Below are 18,967 nucleotides of genomic sequence, written 5' to 3'. Positions count from 1 at the left end.
TATGAGCTCCGATCAGAAAAAAAGTACTGTCATTGGCGATACGTCGGCTTGGGTCGTCTATAAACGCCTGCTGACTTATGTAAAGCCTTATTGGTTTTTGTTTGTGGTGGGGTTTATTGGTTTTGCGCTCTATGGTCTGTCCAATAAATTATTTGTTCACACCTTGGAAAACTTGATTCACGTGATTTCGGATAACAATCCTGCAGATCGCTATCTGGTGCCTTTGCAAGTGATGGGTATTACGGTGCTGCGTAGTATTGGCGCTTTTCTCGGGGCTTATTATTTATCCAAAATTGCTTTTAGTGTGATTCACAATTTGCGCACCCAAGTGTTCAACCATATGACGCAATTGCCGACGGCACATTTTGATAAAAGCAGTTCCGGTCATCTTATTTCAGTGATCACTTACAATATTAATGGCGTTACGTCGGCGGCAACCGATGCGTTAAAAATTTCGTTGCGCGAAGGTCTGACGGTGATTTTTTTATTCGCAACTTTGATTCAAATGGATTGGAAGTTGACGATGATTTTTATTTTGATCGCTCCCGTGATTGGCTTGCTAGTTTCTATTGTTGGCAAGCGTCTGCGTCGCCTGAGCAACAAAGTGCAGAACTCAGTGGGCGATATCACCCAGGTAACTGGCGAGATGATTAATGGTGTGCGGGTAATGCGCAGTTTTGGCGGTGAAGAATATGAAAAGCAGCGCTTCGAATCTGCCAGCAAAAAAAATTATCAACAGAATATGAAAATTGTGGTGACCGCCGCAGCGAATACGCCGCTGATTCAATTAATTGTTGCAGCTGCCATGGCGGCGTTGATTTTTATCGCGCTGAGCTTTATGGAAATTGCCGATCCGGCGCGATTCGTCGCCTATATGACCGCAGCCGGAATGATGCTGCCTTCTATGCGCCGTTTGGGTGAAGTGGCGCCTGCAATACTAAAAGGCGTAGCCGCGGCTGATAGCGTGTTTACCTTACTGGACACCCCGGTCGAAAACGATCAGGGTACGCATCAAGTGGCGCGTGTTAAGGGTGATGTTGAACTAAAAAATGTAACGTTTTGTTATGCCAGCCAGCCCGTGCCCGCGTTGAATAATATCAATTTAAATGTGCGTGCTGGTGAGGTCGTGGCACTGGTGGGGCGCTCAGGTAGCGGTAAATCCACGCTGGTTGGGCTACTTAACCGTTTTCATGATTTAAGCTCTGGCGATATTTTAATTGATGGCATCTCAGTCAGTGACTACACCGTGGCTTGTTTGCGTGAACAGGTGGCGCTGGTGAACCAGCAGGTGACCTTGTTTAACGACACGGTTGCGGGCAATATTGCTTACGGTAGTTTGCAGTCGCGTTCACTCGATGAAATTCGTCGCGCGGCTGATGCGGCTTACGCCACAGAGTTTATCGAACAATTACCTGAGGGTTTTAATACGATAATTGGTGAAGCAGGGGCGCGTTTATCGGGCGGCCAGCGTCAGCGTTTGGCCATCGCTCGCGCACTGTTAAAAGATGCGCCGATTTTAATTTTGGATGAGGCTACCTCGGCACTCGATAACGAGTCTGAGTATTACATTCAGGCAGCGCTGAGTACGGTTATGAAAGGCCGTACGACTTTTGTGGTTGCGCACCGATTATCTACCATTGAGCAGGCCGATCGTATTATTGTGATGGATCATGGTGAAATACTCGAGCAGGGCACTCATGTGCAATTGCTGGCGCTAAATGGGCATTACGCAAGGCTCCACGCCAAGCAGTTTAGTGAAGAAGAGCTCCCGCCAGAGCAGCCGGAGGTCTAATATGCAAGTAACGGCAATTATTGATTATATTGGAGGGGTGGTTTTAATGGATTACAACTATCGGAGTTACTTATGCATCTAACAATGCCTTATTTTGAACGTGCTCACCTAGTGGTAGTAGGCGATTTGATGCTTGATCGCTACTGGCATGGCGCAAGCTCCCGTATATCACCTGAAGCACCGGTGCCGGTTGTCAACGTTAATCAAACCGAAGATCGTCCCGGCGGTGCGGGCAACGTTGCCCTCAATATGGCTGCCTTGGGTTGTGGTGTCTCGCTGATTGGTGTTGTCGGCGACGACGAAGCCGGTCAAATTCTCTACAGCCGCTTACGGGCAGCCAAAATCCATACTAATTTCCAGATCTCCAGAACCAAGCCAACCATCACTAAACTGCGTGTAGTTAGCCGTCATCAACAGCTGCTGCGCATGGACTTTGAAGAAAAATTTGACGCTGGCGATAGCTCCGAATTTGTAGAAAAAGTAAAAGGGCTGATTAATCGTACCGATGCCTTGGTCTTGTCGGATTATGCCAAGGGCAGCTTGCTTGACTGCCAATCTCTAATCTCTATGGCGCGTGAGGCCGGTATTCCGGTATTGGTTGACCCAAAGGGCAGTGATTTCACCCGTTATCGTGGCGCTACCCTGTTAACTCCTAATTTTCAGGAATTCGAAGCGGTAGTTGGCAAGTGTAGCAGTGAGCAGGATATGGTCAGCAAAGGCGAGGAGCTGATGCAAGCGCTGGATCTGCAAGCGCTATTAGTGACCCGTGGCGAGCAGGGCATGACACTTCTACGTCACCATCAACCGGAGCTGCATTTGCCTGCACGTGCACGCGAAGTATTTGATGTCACCGGTGCTGGCGATACAGTGATAGCTACTCTCGCGGCAGTGATTGCTTCTGGGCAATCCTTGCCGGAAGCCACAGCGCTGGCCAATTTGGCAGCAGGCATAGTGGTTGGCAAGATGGGTACTGCGACGGTGAGTGCACCCGAGCTGCGCCGTGCGATTATTGCTGAACAGGGCGCCGAGCGCGGAGTGGTAACGGAAGAGCAGCTGTTGTTGGCACTGGAAGATGCACGGGCCAGCGGTGAAAAGATTGTTTTCACTAACGGTTGCTTCGATATCATCCACGCCGGTCATGTTGGTTATTTAGAAGAGGCGCGCAAACAGGGCGATCGGCTGGTGCTGGCGGTAAATTCCGATGCCTCCATTCGTCGTCTTAAAGGTTCTGGTCGCCCGATCAACCCGCTGGATCGCCGTATGGCCGTGCTTGCCGGGTTGGAAGCGGTAGATTGGGTCGTGCCGTTTGATGAGGATACCCCCGAGCGTCTGCTTCGCAGGGTTAAGCCAGACGTATTGGTTAAGGGCGGTGATTACACCGAAGATCAGGTAGTTGGCAGTCAAATCGTCAAAGCTTATAACGGCTCGGTAAAGGTGTTGAGCTTTTACGATAATTGTTCCACCACCTCGATTGTGAATAAGATTTTGCGCCAATAAATCGAGTAGTAAATAGTCAACGGGCGGATCCTTTTGTAACTAGACTTCGTATACACGAATAACTATTTATATAAAGGCGTCCCTGTGTACAGCTACTCTCCCTCCCAAGCTATCAGTCGCGATGGCTTAATAGACTTCGTTATTAATTATCGTCTGTACATCGATCGCATAATGCTGTGGGTTACTTTCGGAGCTTGGGCGCTATCGCTCTTTTACGCTTGGGCTCATGACACCTGGATATTAGCGATAATAGTTGGCGGTTTGTTTACTGGCATCAACTGGTTTGCCATTACAGTGCTTAAACACGCCCGCCTCACTCCCTGCGTAATTGCTGTCGTTTACATGTTGTTTATCTCCCTCCACGTACACCAGCTGAAAGGTATGATTGAGGCACACTTTGGCTACTTCGTACTAATTGCAACCTTGTTTACTTATTTGGATTGGCGTCCGCTTATATTTGCCGCAGTTGCTGCTGCAGTATTACATGTGGCAATACATATGATGCAAATGGCGGGGATGAATATCTACCTCTTTCCAGAGCACATGCACTCTTGGGGTATTGTCGCTATGCACGCGTTTTATGTGGTGATCGAAACCGCGGTGTTGGTGGTGCTAGTGAAACTGGTGAGTCGTCTGTTGGTAGTGGCTCAGGAGCTGGTGGGCGTTACTAAAAATATGATTGTGAATGAGCGTCAGGTTGATTTAAGTGTGCGAGCCAGCGTGCGTAACAATGCGATTCTGGATCAACTTAATTGGTTGTTGGATAGTATTTCCAGCACTATTAAATTGGCCATTACCGCTCGTAATCAGGCAGATCAAAATCTTGGTGAATTGGCTGGTAATACTGAGAGTCTAGTTAAAATTGCCAACCAGTCGCACAATGCCAGCGATGTTATTCAAGTTGCCACCGATAATATGCATGGTTCATTTGTGGAAGTGGCAACGCAAGTTCAACGTGCGGCGGAACTGGCAGAGGATGCTGTTAATGCTCAAATTGAAGGTAAGGCTGCAGTTAAAACTTCGCGCGAAGGAATAGCGGATTTATCGCGTATTCTTGGTGATACAGCGGAGGCTATTGATAGCCTTTCCAAGGATTGCGAAGCAGTGACCACGACTCTTTCCGAAATTCAAGGCATTGCAGAGCAAACCAATCTATTGGCGCTCAATGCGGCAATAGAGGCTGCTCGTGCTGGTGAGCAAGGGCGAGGCTTCGCGGTAGTTGCCGATGAAGTAAGAGCCTTGGCGCGGCGCACTCAGGTTTCAACCGAAAATATCAAAGTAATCGTAGGCCGTTTGGTGTCCGGTTCGGCCAATTCTGTACAGGCGATGAGTCAGAGTCGCGCGCGGGTAATGGAAAATGTAGCTAACTCACAATCGGTAGAGCAGGTGTTTGAACGTATAGCAACGGCGATTGCTGAAATTAATAACATCAGTCAGCAAATTGCCACAGCGACCGAGGAGCAAACCCAGACCTCTGCATCAATCACTCGTCAAACTAGTGATCTTAATAATTTAAGTGTTCAAGCAGCAGACATAGTCAACCGGAATCGGCAAATGATCCAGCATCTTCAGGTTGCTTTTGGGGAGTTGCAATCTGCATTGACCAAGTTTGGTTAAATGCGAAAATTGATCCGACATAAAAGGCCCCCGGCGGTGTTAACGACGGGGGCTTTTTATGTGCGATAGTTCCTAGCAAGGCTCGTTTAAGCCGCGAGCTCCAAAATCTCACGCGATGCTTCAGGGGTGATGGCTCCATGTTCACCCAGCGCTAGCAAGTCGTGCTTAATCAGCATATCGACCAGTTTGGGGATCGACTCGCGTCCAACACCATAACCGCTAAGGCTGGTCGGGGTGCCCATTTGTTCAAAGAAGTTTTTGGTTGCGGCGATGGTGGCATCGATCAGCGCATCTTCATCGGAGTGATTCAAATTCCACACGCGGCGACCATATTGCAGTATTTTTGCGCGCTTTTTATCGCGCTGGTGCTGCATCAACGCCGGTAAAACAACGGCGAGAGTTTGCGCGTGATCAAGCCCGTGCATCGCAGTTAGCTCGTGGCCAATCATATGAGTTGCCCAATCCTGCGGTACACCAACACCGATCAAACCGTTTAAGGCCATAGTCGCTGCCCACATCACATTGGCGCGCACTGCGTAATTGGTTGGCTCTTTGAGTGAGCGTGGGCCTTCTTCGATGAGGGTCATCAACAAGCCTTCGGCAAACCGATCCTGTACTTTGGCATCGACGGGATAGGTTAGATACTGTTCCATGATGTGGACAAAAGCATCGACCGCACCATTGGCTATTTGGCGCGGCGGCAAACTATAGGTTGTGGTAGGGTCGAGAATGGCAAATTGGGGATAAATAAGCGGGCTGCCAAAAGGGAGTTTTTCCTGAGTTGCTGCTTTGGTGATAACTGAGTTGCCATTGCTCTCAGTGCCTGTTGCGGGCAATGTCAGCACACAGCCAATGGGTAGCGCGGAGTTAAATGGCTGATGTTTGGCGAGTATATCCCAAGGCTCGTCTTCGAAGTTTACCGCTGCCGCTATCAGTTTGGTGCCGTCAATAACGCTGCCTCCACCGACTGCTAACAGGAAATCGACTTGCTCTTTTTTGACGACTTCTACCGCTTTCATCAAGGTTTCGTAGTGGGGGTTAGGTTCGATACCGCTGAACTCAAACCAGGTTTTGCCTTCCAGTGCTTTGACTACCTGATCATAGACGCCATTTTTTTTGATTGAGCCGCCGCCATAGGTCAGCAAGATTCGTGCGTTGGCTGGGATAAGATTGGCTATCTCTTTGATTTGACCCTCGCCAAAGACAATTTTGGTTGGGTTGGAAAAAGTGAAATTCTGCATGAACTGTATCTCCGGATGTGATCTGGTGTACTAGTGGGCTGCGACTCTACTAGTCAGTGGTTAGTAACTCGATCTGGTTTACGCAAATTTACTAGTTTGAGATGACTATATTGCCATCATCAATATGGAAATTTAGCGGGGTTAATGCGCGGCCATTGCACGGGCCTGCGACACACTTACCGGTTTCAATTACAAACAGGGCGCCGTGATTGGCGCATTGAATCATGCTGCCGCTGCTGTCGAGAAACTGATCATCAACCCATTCGAGGGGGATGCCAAGATGAGGGCAGCTATTTTGGTAGAGGTAAATTTTACCCCGCTGTTTGACGGCAAATAGCTTGCGCCCGTCGTAGTTAAAACCCTTGCTGCCCCCTTCCGGAATATCGGCAAGGGAGCAAAGGCGGGTCTTATCCGGTAAGTTGGCGGTCACTTGGGGGCTGCCAAACGAAGGCTGCGGATAAGCAATTTGCCATCGCGCACGACACTAACATTGACCTTGTTGCCCGGTTTGTAGTGCTCCAGCGCGCTGAGTAGCTGGTCGTCATTGGTGGTGGGGTAGTCTTCAATAGCGACTATCACATCGCCCAAGGTGATTTGCCCCCAGCTATTGCGTTTGGCTCCTTCCAGCCCAGCCGCTGCCGCCGGTGAATTCGGCTCCACGCGCAATATAGGTACGCCTTGAATCCCGATCTGCTGTGCCCAGTGGTCTGGCGCAACTGCAATACCTAATACCGGACGGACCAAGCGCCCGTGTTTGATGAGCTCGGGCACCACTTCTTTGACTGTATTCACTGGAATCGCAAAACCAATACCGGCACTGGCCCCGCTTGGGCTGTAAATCATGGTGTTGACACCAATCAGTTTTCCCTCTGAGTTGAGCAAAGGGCCGCCGGAGTTACCGGGGTTGATGGCGGCATCGGTTTGGATCACGTTGGTAATTTTGCGTTGATTGGGGGAGGTGATTTCGCGCCCCAAGGCACTTACAACACCTGTGGTGAGCGTTGCATCCAGCCCAAATGGATTGCCAATCGCCAACACTTTGCGGCCCACGCGCAAGTCGCCGGAGTCACCCAATGGCAGTGCGTTGAGTTTGGCTTTTTTGCCATCGATTTTAAGCACCGCAAGGTCCCGCTCCGGCGCCAAACCCACCACTTCCGCTGGCCAATTGGATTGATCCTGCAGGGTGATGGTAATCTGCCGTGCGCCTTCAACTACATGGTAGTTAGTCACTATGTAGCCCTTGTCATTCCAGACAAAACCAGTGCCTGAACCGCGCGGTACAGACACCAGATCAAATGAGTAGGGGTCGCGTGCAAGTTGTTGATTAGTGACAAACACCACGCTTGGGCGCGCGGCTTCAAACACATCCATACTGTTACGTTCGTCATCGGTAGAGAATGCCTTGGCGCTAGCGCCAGTCACAAGTGTCAGCCCCGCTAACAGGTTGATGATGAACCAGCGCCAGATTCCCATATCTAGTCTCCTTGAGGGTTAAGCCGCGTCACGCAGAGCTTGGATACGTGCTTCCAATGGTGGATGGCTGGCAAACAGGTTGCGCATACCACCGCTGATACCAAAGGCGCGCATAGTGCTCGGCAGCGGGCTTTCTACGCCTGCGTTCATTTCCGCTTGCAAACGCTGCAAGGCGCGGATCATGGCGCCGCGATCCGCCAGTGTTGCGCCGGCGTGGTCGGCGCGGAATTCGCGATAACGCGAGAAGGCGGCGACAATCATGGAGGCCAAAAAGCCCAGCACCACTTCCGCTACCATGGTGGCGATCATAAAACCAAAGCCACGACCACTTTCGTTCTTGAGTAAAACGCGGTCCACAAAGTCGCCGATGATGCGCGCAAAGAACATCACAAAGGTATTCACTACACCTTGAATCAGGCTCAGGGTGATCATATCGCCATTGGCTACGTGGCCAATTTCATGTGCCAGAACGGCTTTTACTTCATCGCGTTCAAAGCGTTGCAACAAGCCAAGACTTACCGCGACCAGCGCATCATTGCGGTTCCAGCCGGTGGCAAATGCATTGGATTCCTGCGCTGGGAACACGCCGATCTCGGGAGTCTTAATACCCGCTTTTTGGGAGAGTTCCACAACGGTATCGACCAGCCATTGTTCATCGGCGTTGCGTGGCTGTTCGATCAGCTGAACCCCCATGCTGCGCTTGGCCATCCACTTGGATATAAACAGGGAAATAAACGAGCCGACAAAACCAAAGACGGCACAGAACACTAGCATGCTTGATAAATCCAAACCGCCAGCGGTGCGATAGTTGCCCACACCGAGCAAGCTCAGCACAACACCTGCCACCACCATCACTGCGATGTTAGTTAACAAAAACAAGCCTATGCGTAACACGATAATATCTCCCGAAGAGTTGATAGATGCACTGCGTTATATGCAGCGTCGCGAGAGGATATGTGTGCGGAGGGAAACAATTTCAATTGCCGGGGGTGTTAAGAAAGGAAAAATGGCCGCCACTAGGGCGGCCCAAGCAACCGTGTTAGCCGAGAGACTTTCGTAGAGGAAAGACCCTAGGGGTGAGAAGAAACACTAATCGACTTGCAGGGCGACATTGCATCCTCTCAGCCGCTGTACAGGAGAAGTTGTGCAGCAGCAAGTTAACAATAATCGTTCTCATTTGTGTGGTCAAGCTTTTGTGAGAAATATTCTCATTTGTGTTGGGGGGCTTTCAGTTGTAATAGCTGGTTATTGAGGTGGTTGATTTTGGCTGCCATCTCTTCAATAAGGCCCATGCAAATTTGCGGTTGATGTTCAATCAGGGTGATGAACTCTTCTTTGCGCACGGCTAACACGGTGCAATCGCTGCTGGCGATCACCGAGGCGATACGTGGTTGGCGGGTAAAAACCGCGAGTGCGCCGAAGATTTCATTGGCGTGAATCTCGCCTACTTTGACGCCATCGCAAACCGCGTCCGCAGAGCCTTCTAACAAGGTGTAAACCCGGTCGGCGATATCACCCTGATTGATGATGGTTTCGCTCGCGCGAAAATGCAGAAAACCTGCGGAGGGTTGGAATTCGGTACGCAGCTCTTGGGTAAGCGCTTGCTCGTAATAGCTGATGCTGCAAAGCAGAAGATAGGCCCAGTTGCGTTGGGATTTGAGGTCGCTATTGGCTTGTTCGACCAACGCATCGCGCTCATAGGCTTGCAGTGTTACTGGGTCGCTGCAGCTGAACTGCCCTTGGGGGAGATTGAGTGAACGCGGCAGGCCAAGTAAGTCGCCCTCTTCAAAATGCATAACTAATTTATTGTGCAGATAATAGTCGACTTGTCCTTCTACAACTAACAGTGCGCGAGTCGGTGGAATATCAGCAAAAATATCACTGGTGGCCGCGATGGTAAAAGGTTCATCGGCTGGCGCCACTTGCGTGCACAATAGCTCGGTCAATCCGCGCAATTTGGCGGCAAGTTCAGACATAAGGTCAGACTGTTTGGTTGGAAGATGCATAGACCCCTCGGTTACAAAAAGCGCTAGTAAGGCGCTTTTAGTGTAGCCTGTGTCGAGGAAAAAACTGCACTTAAAACTTCAGTCTGTTAACCGAATAGTTTTTTTGTGAACGATTAGGCCGTTGCCTGGGAAAAATTTCCCTGATCGGGCAGCTCAGCTTCACTCACTAGTTGGGCTTTTAAGTCGGGGGGGATATCGTTCCAGTGGATGTCCATCAGTGCACCTTGCAGTGCGTAGAGCATCACTTTGGAAACATTAATGTCGCGGGCTCGTATGCGGCGATAGGCCTCAACAGCTCCGGTGCGCTTGAGGTCGGCGTAGGTGTTAATCCCTATTGCGCGGAGGATATTTACCGATGCCATTCCGAGGTTTTTCAATTGCAATAACTCACTATGACAGGCAGTCATACAGTGCAATCTCCATTTATTATTATCGGGTATTGTGTTTTAAAATTTCCGTTTACTTCGCCGCCTTATCTTACATACTTGCATGCCTTGTGCAATTGTTTTCTTATAAGTGCAGTGCAAATAGTGATAAATAGTTGTTTAAATGCAATAAATTGGCGCAGTATTTTGCAAAGTATTTCATTTATAAATTGAGGTTGACGGAAAACGCCCATGATTGAGTATTCGCAGCAGTTGTTATTGGGCTTGGATGAGCGCGAGTTAATAGAGTCGTCTCTGCTCGCTTGCCGTGTGCATCGACAAGTGCTCGAACCACTGCACTTTTTAGCGCGGCGCGCTGCAAGCGCGGGATTTATTTTCAAAGTGGCTAGCAGTTACCGCAGCTTCGAGCGGCAGTTGCTCATCTGGAATAACAAGGCGCGCGGTTTGCGTCCAGTGCTGAATGATGCGGGTGAGAGTATCGATATAAACCGCTTGTCCGAGCGCGAAAAAGTCTTTGCGATTTTACGCTGGTCGGCACTGCCCGGAGCGTCGCGCCATCATTGGGGAACCGATATTGATGTGTACGGTGCGGCGCAGTTGAGCCCGGATTATCAATTACAATTGACTGTGGCGGAAACTCAGGGCGCAGGCCCCTTTGCCGAATTTCATATCTGGTTGAGCGATGAGCTGGCGCAGGGCAATAGCGATTTTTTTCGCCCCTATGCGCAGGATCGCGGCGGCATAGCGCCCGAGCCGTGGCATTTAAGTTATGCACCTTTGGCGACGAACTTTTCACGTCATCTCACCCCCGAAATCTTGCGCGCACAGCTCGCGCAAACCGAGTTGGAGTTAAAACAAACAGTGCTCGACAACCTCGATGAAATTTATCAGCGGTTTATTTGTATCGATTGACCTCAATAAGGAATTATTTTTTGACTCACTCTCAACTTGTTGTTCCCGCGTCTAAAAAAGCCATTCGCTCCTGGATGTTATTTGATTGGGCGGCGCAGCCATTTTTTACGGTAGTGATTACCTTTATTTTTGGCCCTTATTTTGTCTCGCGCCTCGCGCTTGATCCGGTGGCAGGGCAAGCCGCTTGGGGCTACACCATTACCATCGCCGGTGTGGCAATTGCATTGATGGCACCCATATTGGGCGCAATTGCCGACGCAACTGGCGCGCGTAAACGTTGGATTGCTTTTTTTGCCGCGCTAAAAATAATCGCGCTGTTACTACTTTGGTTTGCTGCGCCGGGATCGACCTTATGGTTGCCCATGGTGTGTGTCATTGTGGCGATGATCGCGGCTGAGTTTTCGATTGTATTTAACGACTCAATGATGCCGCGTCTCATTGCCCAAGAGGATATTGGCCGCGTATCCAATCTCGCTTGGGGCTTGGGTTATCTCGGCGGTTTGGTGGTGTTGTTCAGTGTGTTGTTATTGCTCGCGGGCAATCCTGAAACCGGAAAGACCTTGCTTGGTATTACACCGCTGTTTGGCTTGGATGCGATGCAGGGGGAAGATGCCCGCATCACTGGCCCCTATGCCGCGCTGTGGTATTTAATTTTTATTTTGCCGATGTTTATGTTTACGCCGGATAGCAGCAAAGGTATATCGCTGAAATTGGCGATTGTTGAAAGTATGGGGGAATTAAAAAATACCCTGTCGGAGTTAAAACAGCGCGCGGGACTATTACGCTTTTTAATGGCGCGCATGATTTATCAGGATGGCGTCAATGGGCTACTTGCATTGGGCGGTACTTTTGCGGCCAGTATGTTTGGTTGGCAGACCATTGAGATGGGCATTTACGGTATTTTATTGTTGGTGATCGCTATTGGCGGCTGTGCTGTTGCTGGGCGGTTGGATGCACGTATGGGCTCAAAAAGCGTAATTATGCTCAGTTTGTTGTGTTTAATTTTTGCAACGGTCGGCATTATCTCAACCGGCCCCGGTTATTCGCTGTTTGGTTTGGTGCAATTTTCAGCGGAAGATTCGGGGGGATTATTTGCGACGGGCGCCGAAAAAGCCTATATCGTTTTTGGTCTATTAATTGGTGTGGCATTTGGCCCGGTGCAGGCATCTTCACGTTCGTTTATGGCGCGCAGTGTGAGTGCAAGTGAAGCGGGGCGCTACTTTGGTATTTATGCACTCGCTGGTCGCGCAACAGCATTTTTGGCCCCTATGGCGGTGGCGACTCTCACGCTCTATGCCGATTCCGCGCGTATCGGTATGGCGGCGCTGATTGTATTTTTAGTCGCGGGATTGGCAATTTTATTAAAAGCGCCCTATCCCGCATCAGCAAACAATCAGGCAATATGATTGTTGATCTTGCAGAGGTAAAGAGAAAATTATGTTAGTGATTTTTGATTGTGATGGTGTGTTGGTTGATAGTGAAATTCTCTCTGCGCAAGTATCGAGTGATTGTTTAAAAGAGATTGGTATTGAGTTAAGTGCAGATTATTTTTTAGAGACCTATCGCGGAAAATCGGTGGCGGATTGCATCGCTATGATCACCGCAGAATTATCCCGGTTGGATGATTGGAAAAATTTGACTGCCGCCGAGCAAGCAGAGCGCGGTGCGCAATTTTGGCGTCGTATACAGTTGCAGACATTAGTGGTGTGCGAAACGCAATTGGAACCTGTGGCGGGGGTAATGTCGGTGCTCGATAGCTTGCAAGAAAAACAGATTCCGTTTTGTGTTGCCTCCAATGGCAAACATGAAAAGATGCGCATGACCTTAGCTAAAACCGGCATCATGCCCTATGTGCAGGGGCGCGTATTTAGCTTTGAAGATGTAACCCGAGGTAAGCCTGCGCCGGATTTGTTTTTACATGCCGCCAAGTCACTCAATATTCCCGCCGAGCAGGCGATAGTGGTGGAAGATTCGCTAACCGGCATTCAAGCGGCAGTCGCTGCAGGTATGCGCCCGCTGGGTTATTGTCCGCCCAATAGCGACGGCAGCGATAATGTGTTGTTGGAGCCAATGCGCGCCTTGGGAGCTGAAGTTTTTTTTGCGATGGATGAATTAATCCCGTTAATTTTTAAGAATCACTAAGCCGGGTTGTTATGCAAACACCATTACACAATTTTGCCCATGTTGATGTGTGGCAAGAAATTCGCGCCGAGGCGCAGCAGGCGAGTGCAGATGAACCGGTGCTCGCCAGTTTTTATCATGCGAGTATTTTGAATCACGCTTCGTTTGCAGCGGCGATCAGTTTTCATCTCGCCAATAAACTCGATAGCCAAGCGCTGCCAGCGATGATGCTGCGCGAAGTGTTTAGCGAGGCGATGCAAGCTGATGCCAGTATTGAGCAGGCAATGCGCGCCGATATTCGTGCGCACCGCGAGCGCGATCCGGCCTGTAATAGATTCTGCATGCCGTTTTTATTTTTTAAAGGTTACCACGCGTTGCAATCCTGGCGCATCGCACACTGGCTGTGGTCGCAACGGCGCAATGCCTTGGCGCTCTATTTTCAGAATCAAATTTCGCAGGCGTTTGATGTGGATATACACCCCGGGGCCCGTATCGGCAGCGGCATTATGATCGACCATGCGACCGGTGTGGTAATCGGTGAAACCACCGTGATTGATGACGATGTATCTATGCTGCACGGCGTTACATTGGGCGGCAGCGGCTGCGTCAAAACTGATCGCCACCCGAAAATCCGGCGCGGAGTGTTAATTGGTGTGGGCGCAAAAATTTTGGGTAATATTGAGATCGGTGAGGGCGCAAAGATTGGTGCGGGCAGCGTGGTGTTAGATGCAGTTGCGCCACACACCACCGTTGCCGGAGTGCCAGCCAAACCTATCGGCAGGCCGAAAGGAGAAGCTCCGGCACTGGATATGGATCACCATCTGCATGAGGGTGATGATGGTTAATCAGGTCTGCAGTTTATGCGCTGCGCTGACTGGGTAAATAACTGGTCTCATCATCACAGCCATCCAGCAGCCACTTGAGTACAGACTCGCGGCTTTTGAGCATGGACTGATAATGCTCAATCAGCATGGTATTAGGGCGCGGATGTGCCTGCATGGCGGCGATTCGGTCGCTTAAGAAGGCAATATCCTGCTCGACCTTAATGCGCGCATTGCCGTGTGGACTGAGCGCACCATCTACCACTAATCGATTGTCTTGCAGTTTCTTTTGGATAAAAGGCAACATAATTCCACCACTCCTTCGTAGTTGAGCTATGAGTATGGTAGTCGGCTCGGCCAACCGCCAGTTTCGCTTAAGACTGATTGGTTACATTCTGCGTGCTGTTTATCACTCTTACTTTTCCTTGTCTTTACTGGTCAGCATTAGCGGTGGTGAGTGCTATTATTCAAACAGTGCAATTTTAGCAGCAGGATTTTTGGATTTATGAGCGCTTCCGAATTCGACATTATTTTCCGTGGCGATATTGTCTTCGGCCACCAATTGGCTGAAGTAAAAGCCAAATTGCAGCAGTTATTCAAGGTGGATGCCGCCAAGATCGACAGCTTATTTACAGGGCGCCCGGTGCCACTCAAGCGCAATTTGGATGAGGCGACGGCCAGCAAATACCGCGATGTATTAATTAAAGCTGGCGCTATGGTTGAGATCTACGCTAGCGATAAAAGCCCGGCCAATGCGCCCCCTAAACCTCTGCCAGTGCGTGAACCGAGGCCGGTTAAAAAGCCTGAGTGGACCCTAGCTCCAGTCGGTGCCTACCTGCTCCCCGCCAGTGAGCGCCAGCCACAAGCTGTGCCAGTCAGTGTTGATATCTCCGGCTTGAGCCTGCGCGCCGCCGAGGGGAATTTGGTGGATGTCAGCGAAGTGCATGAAGAGGTTGCAGTACAGGTGATCGCGCCAGATCTAGGTCTGGCTGCCGTGGGTGCCGATTTGATCGGCGCCGATGAAAAACTGGCGCTGCCACTGGTTGAAATTGAATTGGAAGACTGGGGTATTGCTGAAGCTGGTAGTGATTTATTGACCGATGACGAGCGTCCCATAGTGCTGCCTGCAATAGTTGAGATAGGCGATTTTGGTCTGGCACCCGCAGGCAGTGATCTGGGGCAGTTAAAGCCCAATATAAAACCTGTTACTCCCGATATCAGCGCTTTGCGGCTGGCCGACTCGGGCAGCTAGCAATCACCTAAGTGACCTATACAAAAACGCCTGGCCGATTCACGGTCAGGCGTTTTTTATTGCCTATTGCACGGGAATTAGCTTCCAGCGCGCGCTCCACCACCCAGGTTGGATGGCACTGGCTTGTAGGCGATTGCCTTCGATGTTGATGTACTGCTCTGGCTTTAAGCGATTCTTCAAGCGGTACTCATCGCCAGACGCTTTCTCCAGCTCCCAGTGACCACTGCTTTTATCGCTGCCGATAACGCTGGCGGCAAGTGCACCCGTTTCGATATTGAGGGATTGGGTTGGCTTCCAGCGATTGATCAGGCGCACAAACTGGGTACCGGTCACTGGTGTTATATCCCACTGTGAGCTCCAATAACCCGCCGGTACATCGCCCGTGCTGAGAGCGCCATTTTCAATATGGATAAATTGTGTTGGCTGCCAGATGTTTTGCAGGCGATAGGTGCCGAGGCTGGCGGCGACTTTTTCGATCTTGATCCAATTCAGGTTGAAGTTGCCCCCCTTGATTGCCAGCGCGACAGACTGCTCGCCCGCACTCAATTCCACTTCATGGCTGATGGTAGTCCAACTTTGCCAGCCGCCAGTGACGGGTACATCAATTACGCCATAGATTGGATTGCCGCCTTGTTTTTCAAACTGGATACGCCCGGCGGTATTGAGGCTTGCGACACGGTAAGACACCTGATATTTGCCCGCGCTGGGAATGTTGGCTTTGTACGCGAGCCACTCACCGCTGGCGATCCAGCCGACATTGTGGCCGCCGCCAGTATCGCTGGTAGCTTGTATATCCACATTATCTTGACGGTAGGCGCCGCCTGCATTGCCATTAGTCGAATCGTAAAAGGCGGTGTAATCCTCAGCTTGCAAGGTGATGCTGGTATTGGTGTCGCCAGGGAAGGGGATTTTATGGATGCGGTTGGCTGACATCTGTGCAGCGCGTTCGCGCCATTTGCGCGCCATATCGCTGTTTTGCGCATTACCTAGCACATTGCCCTGTTCATCTTTGATAAGTGGCGATGAGTAGTAGGCTAAATCATTGCCGCACTGGATCGTGCCGCGCCCTTGACCGAGGGTATGACCAAAGTGGTAGCCGCTGCCGTCCGGGCAGTGAACGCCCCCCACGTTGTGGCCGACTTCGTGGCGGTAGGCGAATGGCCAAGGTGCACCTATAACATGGGTGTCGCCGCCCACACCGGCCCAGCCACCGGCACTGCCCTGTGCGTTAGTGGGCATTTGCACCATGCCGACTAGATCCGGTGCAGTGCGTTCTATATCCACTGCGAACCAGGTATTCACATCATCCAGTACCGAGGTGATCACACCGGGGTTATTGGGCGATGTGCCGGTGCCGACCAAGCGCAGATACACGTTATCGACCTTGCTGTTCTTCAGTGCCGAGTTAACTTGTTCTATATAGGACTGGGCAGTGGCTTCCAGATTATTGCGCACATATTGGGAGCTGGCTGCGGCAGTAGAGAAACCAATAAACACGTCGATCACATAGCGGCCAGAGGCGTCTTTTTCACCCAGAATCAGAGGGGCGGCAGTTGGATTTGCGGTTTTTGCCGCTTTGCTACTCCGGGCTGCCTTGGGGTGATAGATGTCGTCTAACTTGGGCGGCGGCGTTGACTTGCGCCACAGGCGGGTAGCGTCGCCACTGGGGTTAAAGTCAAACTGGCCTTCCGTTGTTTCGGCAAACGCGACCAGATCGCCGGTTTTGGGGGTGAGTGTGACAATCAGGTTGCGGTAGCTGCTATCCGTCACCGCATAGGGGTCGAGTAGGCGCGCGGTGACGATTTCTAGCTCGCCACGGGTTTCGCGACCAGTCACCTCAAACTTCAGTAGAGCGCCGGTTTCCAGCAATATCTCGCCCCGATTTTGGGTTTTGAATTTGGTGTATTCGAGTTCGGCGGGGGTTGGCTGCGCCATAGTGCTGGCGCACAGCAGTGCGAGGCTGAGCGTGGAATAGCAAAGTGTGTGCTTCATAGCGGTATTCCTTCGGGTGATGTAAAACGAAAAAAGCATTAGCCGATGGGCTGAAATTCACCGGCTAATGCAAAGGGGGGGTTAACGTTTGGTGAGAACAAAGCGCTGCGCGGCACCGCCAGTGCACCACCACTGGTGTACTTTTGGCCCTATACCCATATCTACATCCAGGCATTTGCCTGAGTGTGCGGCGACAAATTCCACTTCCAGCGGTGCCCAGGTGATCACTTTCATGATCCAAGTCTGCGCGGCTGAAGCGTTGCAGTCGTATTGCTGTACCAGGGTGCCATCGGCCGTACCTGCTGCTGTTACATCCACACATTTACCGCTGTTGAGGGCGCGCAATTCCATTTTGTAATTGGTTAGGTCGGTCAGGGTGAAGGTTTGCGCGTTAGTGCCGTTGCAGGTGAACACCTGCAGCTTTGCGCCGTTGGCAGTCGCTGCTGAGGGGATATCAAGACATTTGCCGCTGGCTTTGTTTTTGATCTCGTAGGTGCCGAAGCTGCCGACGAAGCGCGGTTGCTCGCGCATCAATTGAGCAAAATGGGCGCCGCTGTAGGTCTCGCTATCGATGCGCCAGTTCGCTTCGCCCTGTTTGTCGATATCAAACCAGTTGAAGGCCTTTACTGATGGGAACTTGGTGATCAAGTCGTTGCGGAAATTGGTCATCCACTGGAGTTTATTGCTGCCGCTGGCGACACCCATTTCTCCGATTACCAGTGGGCGACCGGTTGATGCCAAACGGTTGTACCAGGTACTCATTTCGGCAGAGAAGCTGCCGCCGTCGCCGGAGTAGATATCCAAGCCAAGCCAATCCATATAGCCGGGGATATAAATATCATTCAGCTGCGGGTCACCCGCGCGCTTGTTGGCACAGCCCCAGTTCACTGCCCAGAGCGAGTGGGCAAAACTGACATTGGTGGCGCCCACTGCGCGGAAGCGGTTGACTACGTGTTTGTAGGCATCGCGAAAGCGCGCCCAGGTTTCATTGTGTTTGCAGGGCGACCAGTCGTACCAATCGCCGTTGGCTTCGTGGAACAGGTCGATTACCACCGGCACTTTTTCTGCTTTCAGGCCATGGGCGATGTTGTCGATAATGTCGTTGTGCTCACCATTGAGGATTTGCGCGATAACATTGCGATCAACACGTTGGTTGTTCGCCGCTGTGCGCCACCAGCATTTACTGTTGTCGTGCAATGCCAGCTCGCCGTGGAATTCAAGGTTGATGTAAGGCACGCGCCCCTGAGCTTTGATTTTGCTGATCTCGGCGGCCCACAGGTAGTACCAGTTTTTACTGCCATCAGGGCGGAAAACCTCCGGGAAAATCTTGCCAAAGTAGGGAGCGGCATTGCCGTACCATTGTTTATTGTCTTCCCATTCGCTGGCTTTGGTGATTTTGTCGCCGCAGGGGTTAGCTGCGGTCCAGTCTCGGTCTACAAAAGCACCCATCAAAATGCGGTCGCCAGCGGGAGTACTGTTGGCTTGCGCACAGGCAAGGTTAGGTAAAAGGCATAAGGTAGCAATGCTGGCACCCAGCCAGCGGGAAAAAATGAGGGGAAGTTTCATAGCGTCACCTGTTATTGATTATGTTGGTAGTGGCGAAAGGGTAAGGCCTCTCGTAATGCCAGCTTCGGCTGCTAGGCAAGGCTGCGCACCCCGCTTGGCGCTAGTGTCCAAACTGGCAGTGGGTGTGCCAGGTTCGAGTAAAAGTGGCACTCAAAATGCGCAAACCCCCGGTTTATTTATGTGAACAGGGTCAGGTTTTATTTGGCTACCAGGGCACTTTGTTCATACACTCCCCTCTAAACTGGGTATTAGCGAACCTGGTTATTTTGCTTCGCCCGTTTCACCACAGAG

Annotated in this window: 17 protein-coding genes; 8 read left to right on the top strand and 9 right to left on the bottom strand. The window is 51.0% G+C overall.

Annotation, left to right across the window (positions count from 1 at the left end; all coding sequences use genetic code 11):
- The first annotated feature begins 1 nt into the window (after window position 1).
- From msbA to AC2CG4_RS12900, 3 genes are all read left to right on the top strand, one after another.
- Window positions 2-1,792 carry a lipid A export permease/ATP-binding protein MsbA gene (gene msbA / locus AC2CG4_RS12910; RefSeq protein ID WP_484486650.1) on the top strand — a complete coding sequence of 597 codons (1,791 nt, stop codon included), beginning with the start codon at window positions 2-4 and terminating at the stop codon, window positions 1,790-1,792.
- 72 nt (window positions 1,793-1,864) lie between these two features.
- Window positions 1,865-3,289: a bifunctional D-glycero-beta-D-manno-heptose-7-phosphate kinase/D-glycero-beta-D-manno-heptose 1-phosphate adenylyltransferase HldE gene (gene hldE / locus AC2CG4_RS12905; protein ID WP_484486649.1), complete on the top strand. Its 1,425-nt coding sequence runs from the start codon at window positions 1,865-1,867 to the stop codon at window positions 3,287-3,289.
- Window positions 3,290-3,373: 84 nt separating this feature from the next.
- On the top strand, window positions 3,374-4,906 hold the full coding sequence (locus AC2CG4_RS12900; protein ID WP_484486648.1) for a methyl-accepting chemotaxis protein: 1,533 nt from the start codon (window positions 3,374-3,376) through the stop codon (window positions 4,904-4,906).
- 86 nt (window positions 4,907-4,992) lie between these two features.
- On the opposite strand, the gene AC2CG4_RS12895 is transcribed toward AC2CG4_RS12900, so the two are convergent.
- The 6 genes from AC2CG4_RS12895 to AC2CG4_RS12870 all read right to left on the bottom strand — a co-directional run bounded on the left by AC2CG4_RS12895 (window position 4,993) and on the right by AC2CG4_RS12870 (window position 10,033).
- Window positions 4,993-6,147: an iron-containing alcohol dehydrogenase gene (locus AC2CG4_RS12895; RefSeq protein ID WP_484486647.1), complete on the bottom strand. Its 1,155-nt coding sequence runs from the start codon at window positions 6,145-6,147 to the stop codon at window positions 4,993-4,995.
- 91 nt (window positions 6,148-6,238) lie between these two features.
- Window positions 6,239-6,577, bottom strand: coding sequence for a Rieske (2Fe-2S) protein (locus AC2CG4_RS12890; protein WP_484486646.1), 339 nt, complete (start codon window positions 6,575-6,577; stop codon window positions 6,239-6,241).
- Complete coding sequence (locus AC2CG4_RS12885) at window positions 6,574-7,620, bottom strand: S1C family serine protease (RefSeq protein ID WP_484486645.1); 1,047 nt, start codon at window positions 7,618-7,620, stop codon at window positions 6,574-6,576. The genes AC2CG4_RS12890 and AC2CG4_RS12885 overlap by 4 nt, the downstream gene beginning before the upstream one ends.
- Before the next feature lie 18 nt (window positions 7,621-7,638).
- Window positions 7,639-8,514: a protease HtpX gene (gene htpX, locus AC2CG4_RS12880; RefSeq protein WP_484486644.1), complete on the bottom strand. Its 876-nt coding sequence runs from the start codon at window positions 8,512-8,514 to the stop codon at window positions 7,639-7,641.
- 314 nt (window positions 8,515-8,828) lie between these two features.
- The gene (locus tag AC2CG4_RS12875; RefSeq protein ID WP_484486643.1) at window positions 8,829-9,626 is read right to left on the bottom strand and encodes a Crp/Fnr family transcriptional regulator; all 798 of its coding nucleotides are present in this window, start codon (window positions 9,624-9,626) and stop codon (window positions 8,829-8,831) included.
- A gap of 113 nt (window positions 9,627-9,739) precedes the next feature.
- Complete coding sequence (locus AC2CG4_RS12870) at window positions 9,740-10,033, bottom strand: TfoX/Sxy family protein (RefSeq protein WP_484486642.1); 294 nt, start codon at window positions 10,031-10,033, stop codon at window positions 9,740-9,742.
- Between the two features lie 210 nt (window positions 10,034-10,243).
- Between AC2CG4_RS12870 and AC2CG4_RS12865 the strand changes: the two genes are divergently transcribed.
- From AC2CG4_RS12865 to cysE, 4 genes are read left to right on the top strand one after another with little or no spacing between them, the layout of a single operon-like run.
- Window positions 10,244-10,924 (top strand): M15 family metallopeptidase, encoded by a 681-nt coding sequence (locus AC2CG4_RS12865; protein ID WP_484486641.1) that lies wholly within the window; start codon window positions 10,244-10,246, stop codon window positions 10,922-10,924.
- Between the two features lie 20 nt (window positions 10,925-10,944).
- On the top strand, window positions 10,945-12,330 hold the full coding sequence (locus AC2CG4_RS12860; RefSeq protein ID WP_484486640.1) for an MFS transporter: 1,386 nt from the start codon (window positions 10,945-10,947) through the stop codon (window positions 12,328-12,330).
- Window positions 12,331-12,361: 31 nt separating this feature from the next.
- On the top strand, window positions 12,362-13,066 hold the full coding sequence (locus tag AC2CG4_RS12855; protein ID WP_484486639.1) for an HAD family hydrolase: 705 nt from the start codon (window positions 12,362-12,364) through the stop codon (window positions 13,064-13,066).
- 11 nt (window positions 13,067-13,077) lie between these two features.
- Window positions 13,078-13,890, top strand: coding sequence for a serine O-acetyltransferase (cysE, locus tag AC2CG4_RS12850; RefSeq protein ID WP_484486638.1), 813 nt, complete (start codon window positions 13,078-13,080; stop codon window positions 13,888-13,890).
- A 13-nt stretch (window positions 13,891-13,903) separates the two neighbouring features.
- On the opposite strand, the gene AC2CG4_RS12845 is transcribed toward cysE, so the two are convergent.
- Complete coding sequence (locus AC2CG4_RS12845; protein WP_484486637.1) at window positions 13,904-14,173, bottom strand: hypothetical protein; 270 nt, start codon at window positions 14,171-14,173, stop codon at window positions 13,904-13,906.
- Window positions 14,174-14,371: 198 nt separating this feature from the next.
- Between AC2CG4_RS12845 and AC2CG4_RS12840 the strand changes: the two genes are divergently transcribed.
- A complete protein-coding gene (locus tag AC2CG4_RS12840) occupies window positions 14,372-15,118 on the top strand; it encodes a hypothetical protein (protein ID WP_484486636.1) in 747 nt (248 codons plus the stop codon).
- A gap of 63 nt (window positions 15,119-15,181) precedes the next feature.
- Here AC2CG4_RS12840 and AC2CG4_RS12835 read toward each other — a convergent pair whose 3' ends face one another.
- Together AC2CG4_RS12835 and AC2CG4_RS12830 are read right to left on the bottom strand one after the other, a co-directional pair.
- Window positions 15,182-17,110: a carbohydrate-binding protein gene (locus tag AC2CG4_RS12835; protein WP_484486635.1), complete on the bottom strand. Its 1,929-nt coding sequence runs from the start codon at window positions 17,108-17,110 to the stop codon at window positions 15,182-15,184.
- A gap of 81 nt (window positions 17,111-17,191) precedes the next feature.
- On the bottom strand, window positions 17,192-18,676 hold the full coding sequence (locus AC2CG4_RS12830) for an RICIN domain-containing protein (protein WP_484486634.1): 1,485 nt from the start codon (window positions 18,674-18,676) through the stop codon (window positions 17,192-17,194).
- Between the last annotated feature and the right edge of the window lie 291 nt (window positions 18,677-18,967).

The organism is Cellvibrio sp. ATLC23 (genome assembly GCF_057196725.1).
The sequence above is the reverse complement of the archived record's forward strand: the minus strand, read 5'-3'. Positions and strand labels throughout refer to the sequence as shown.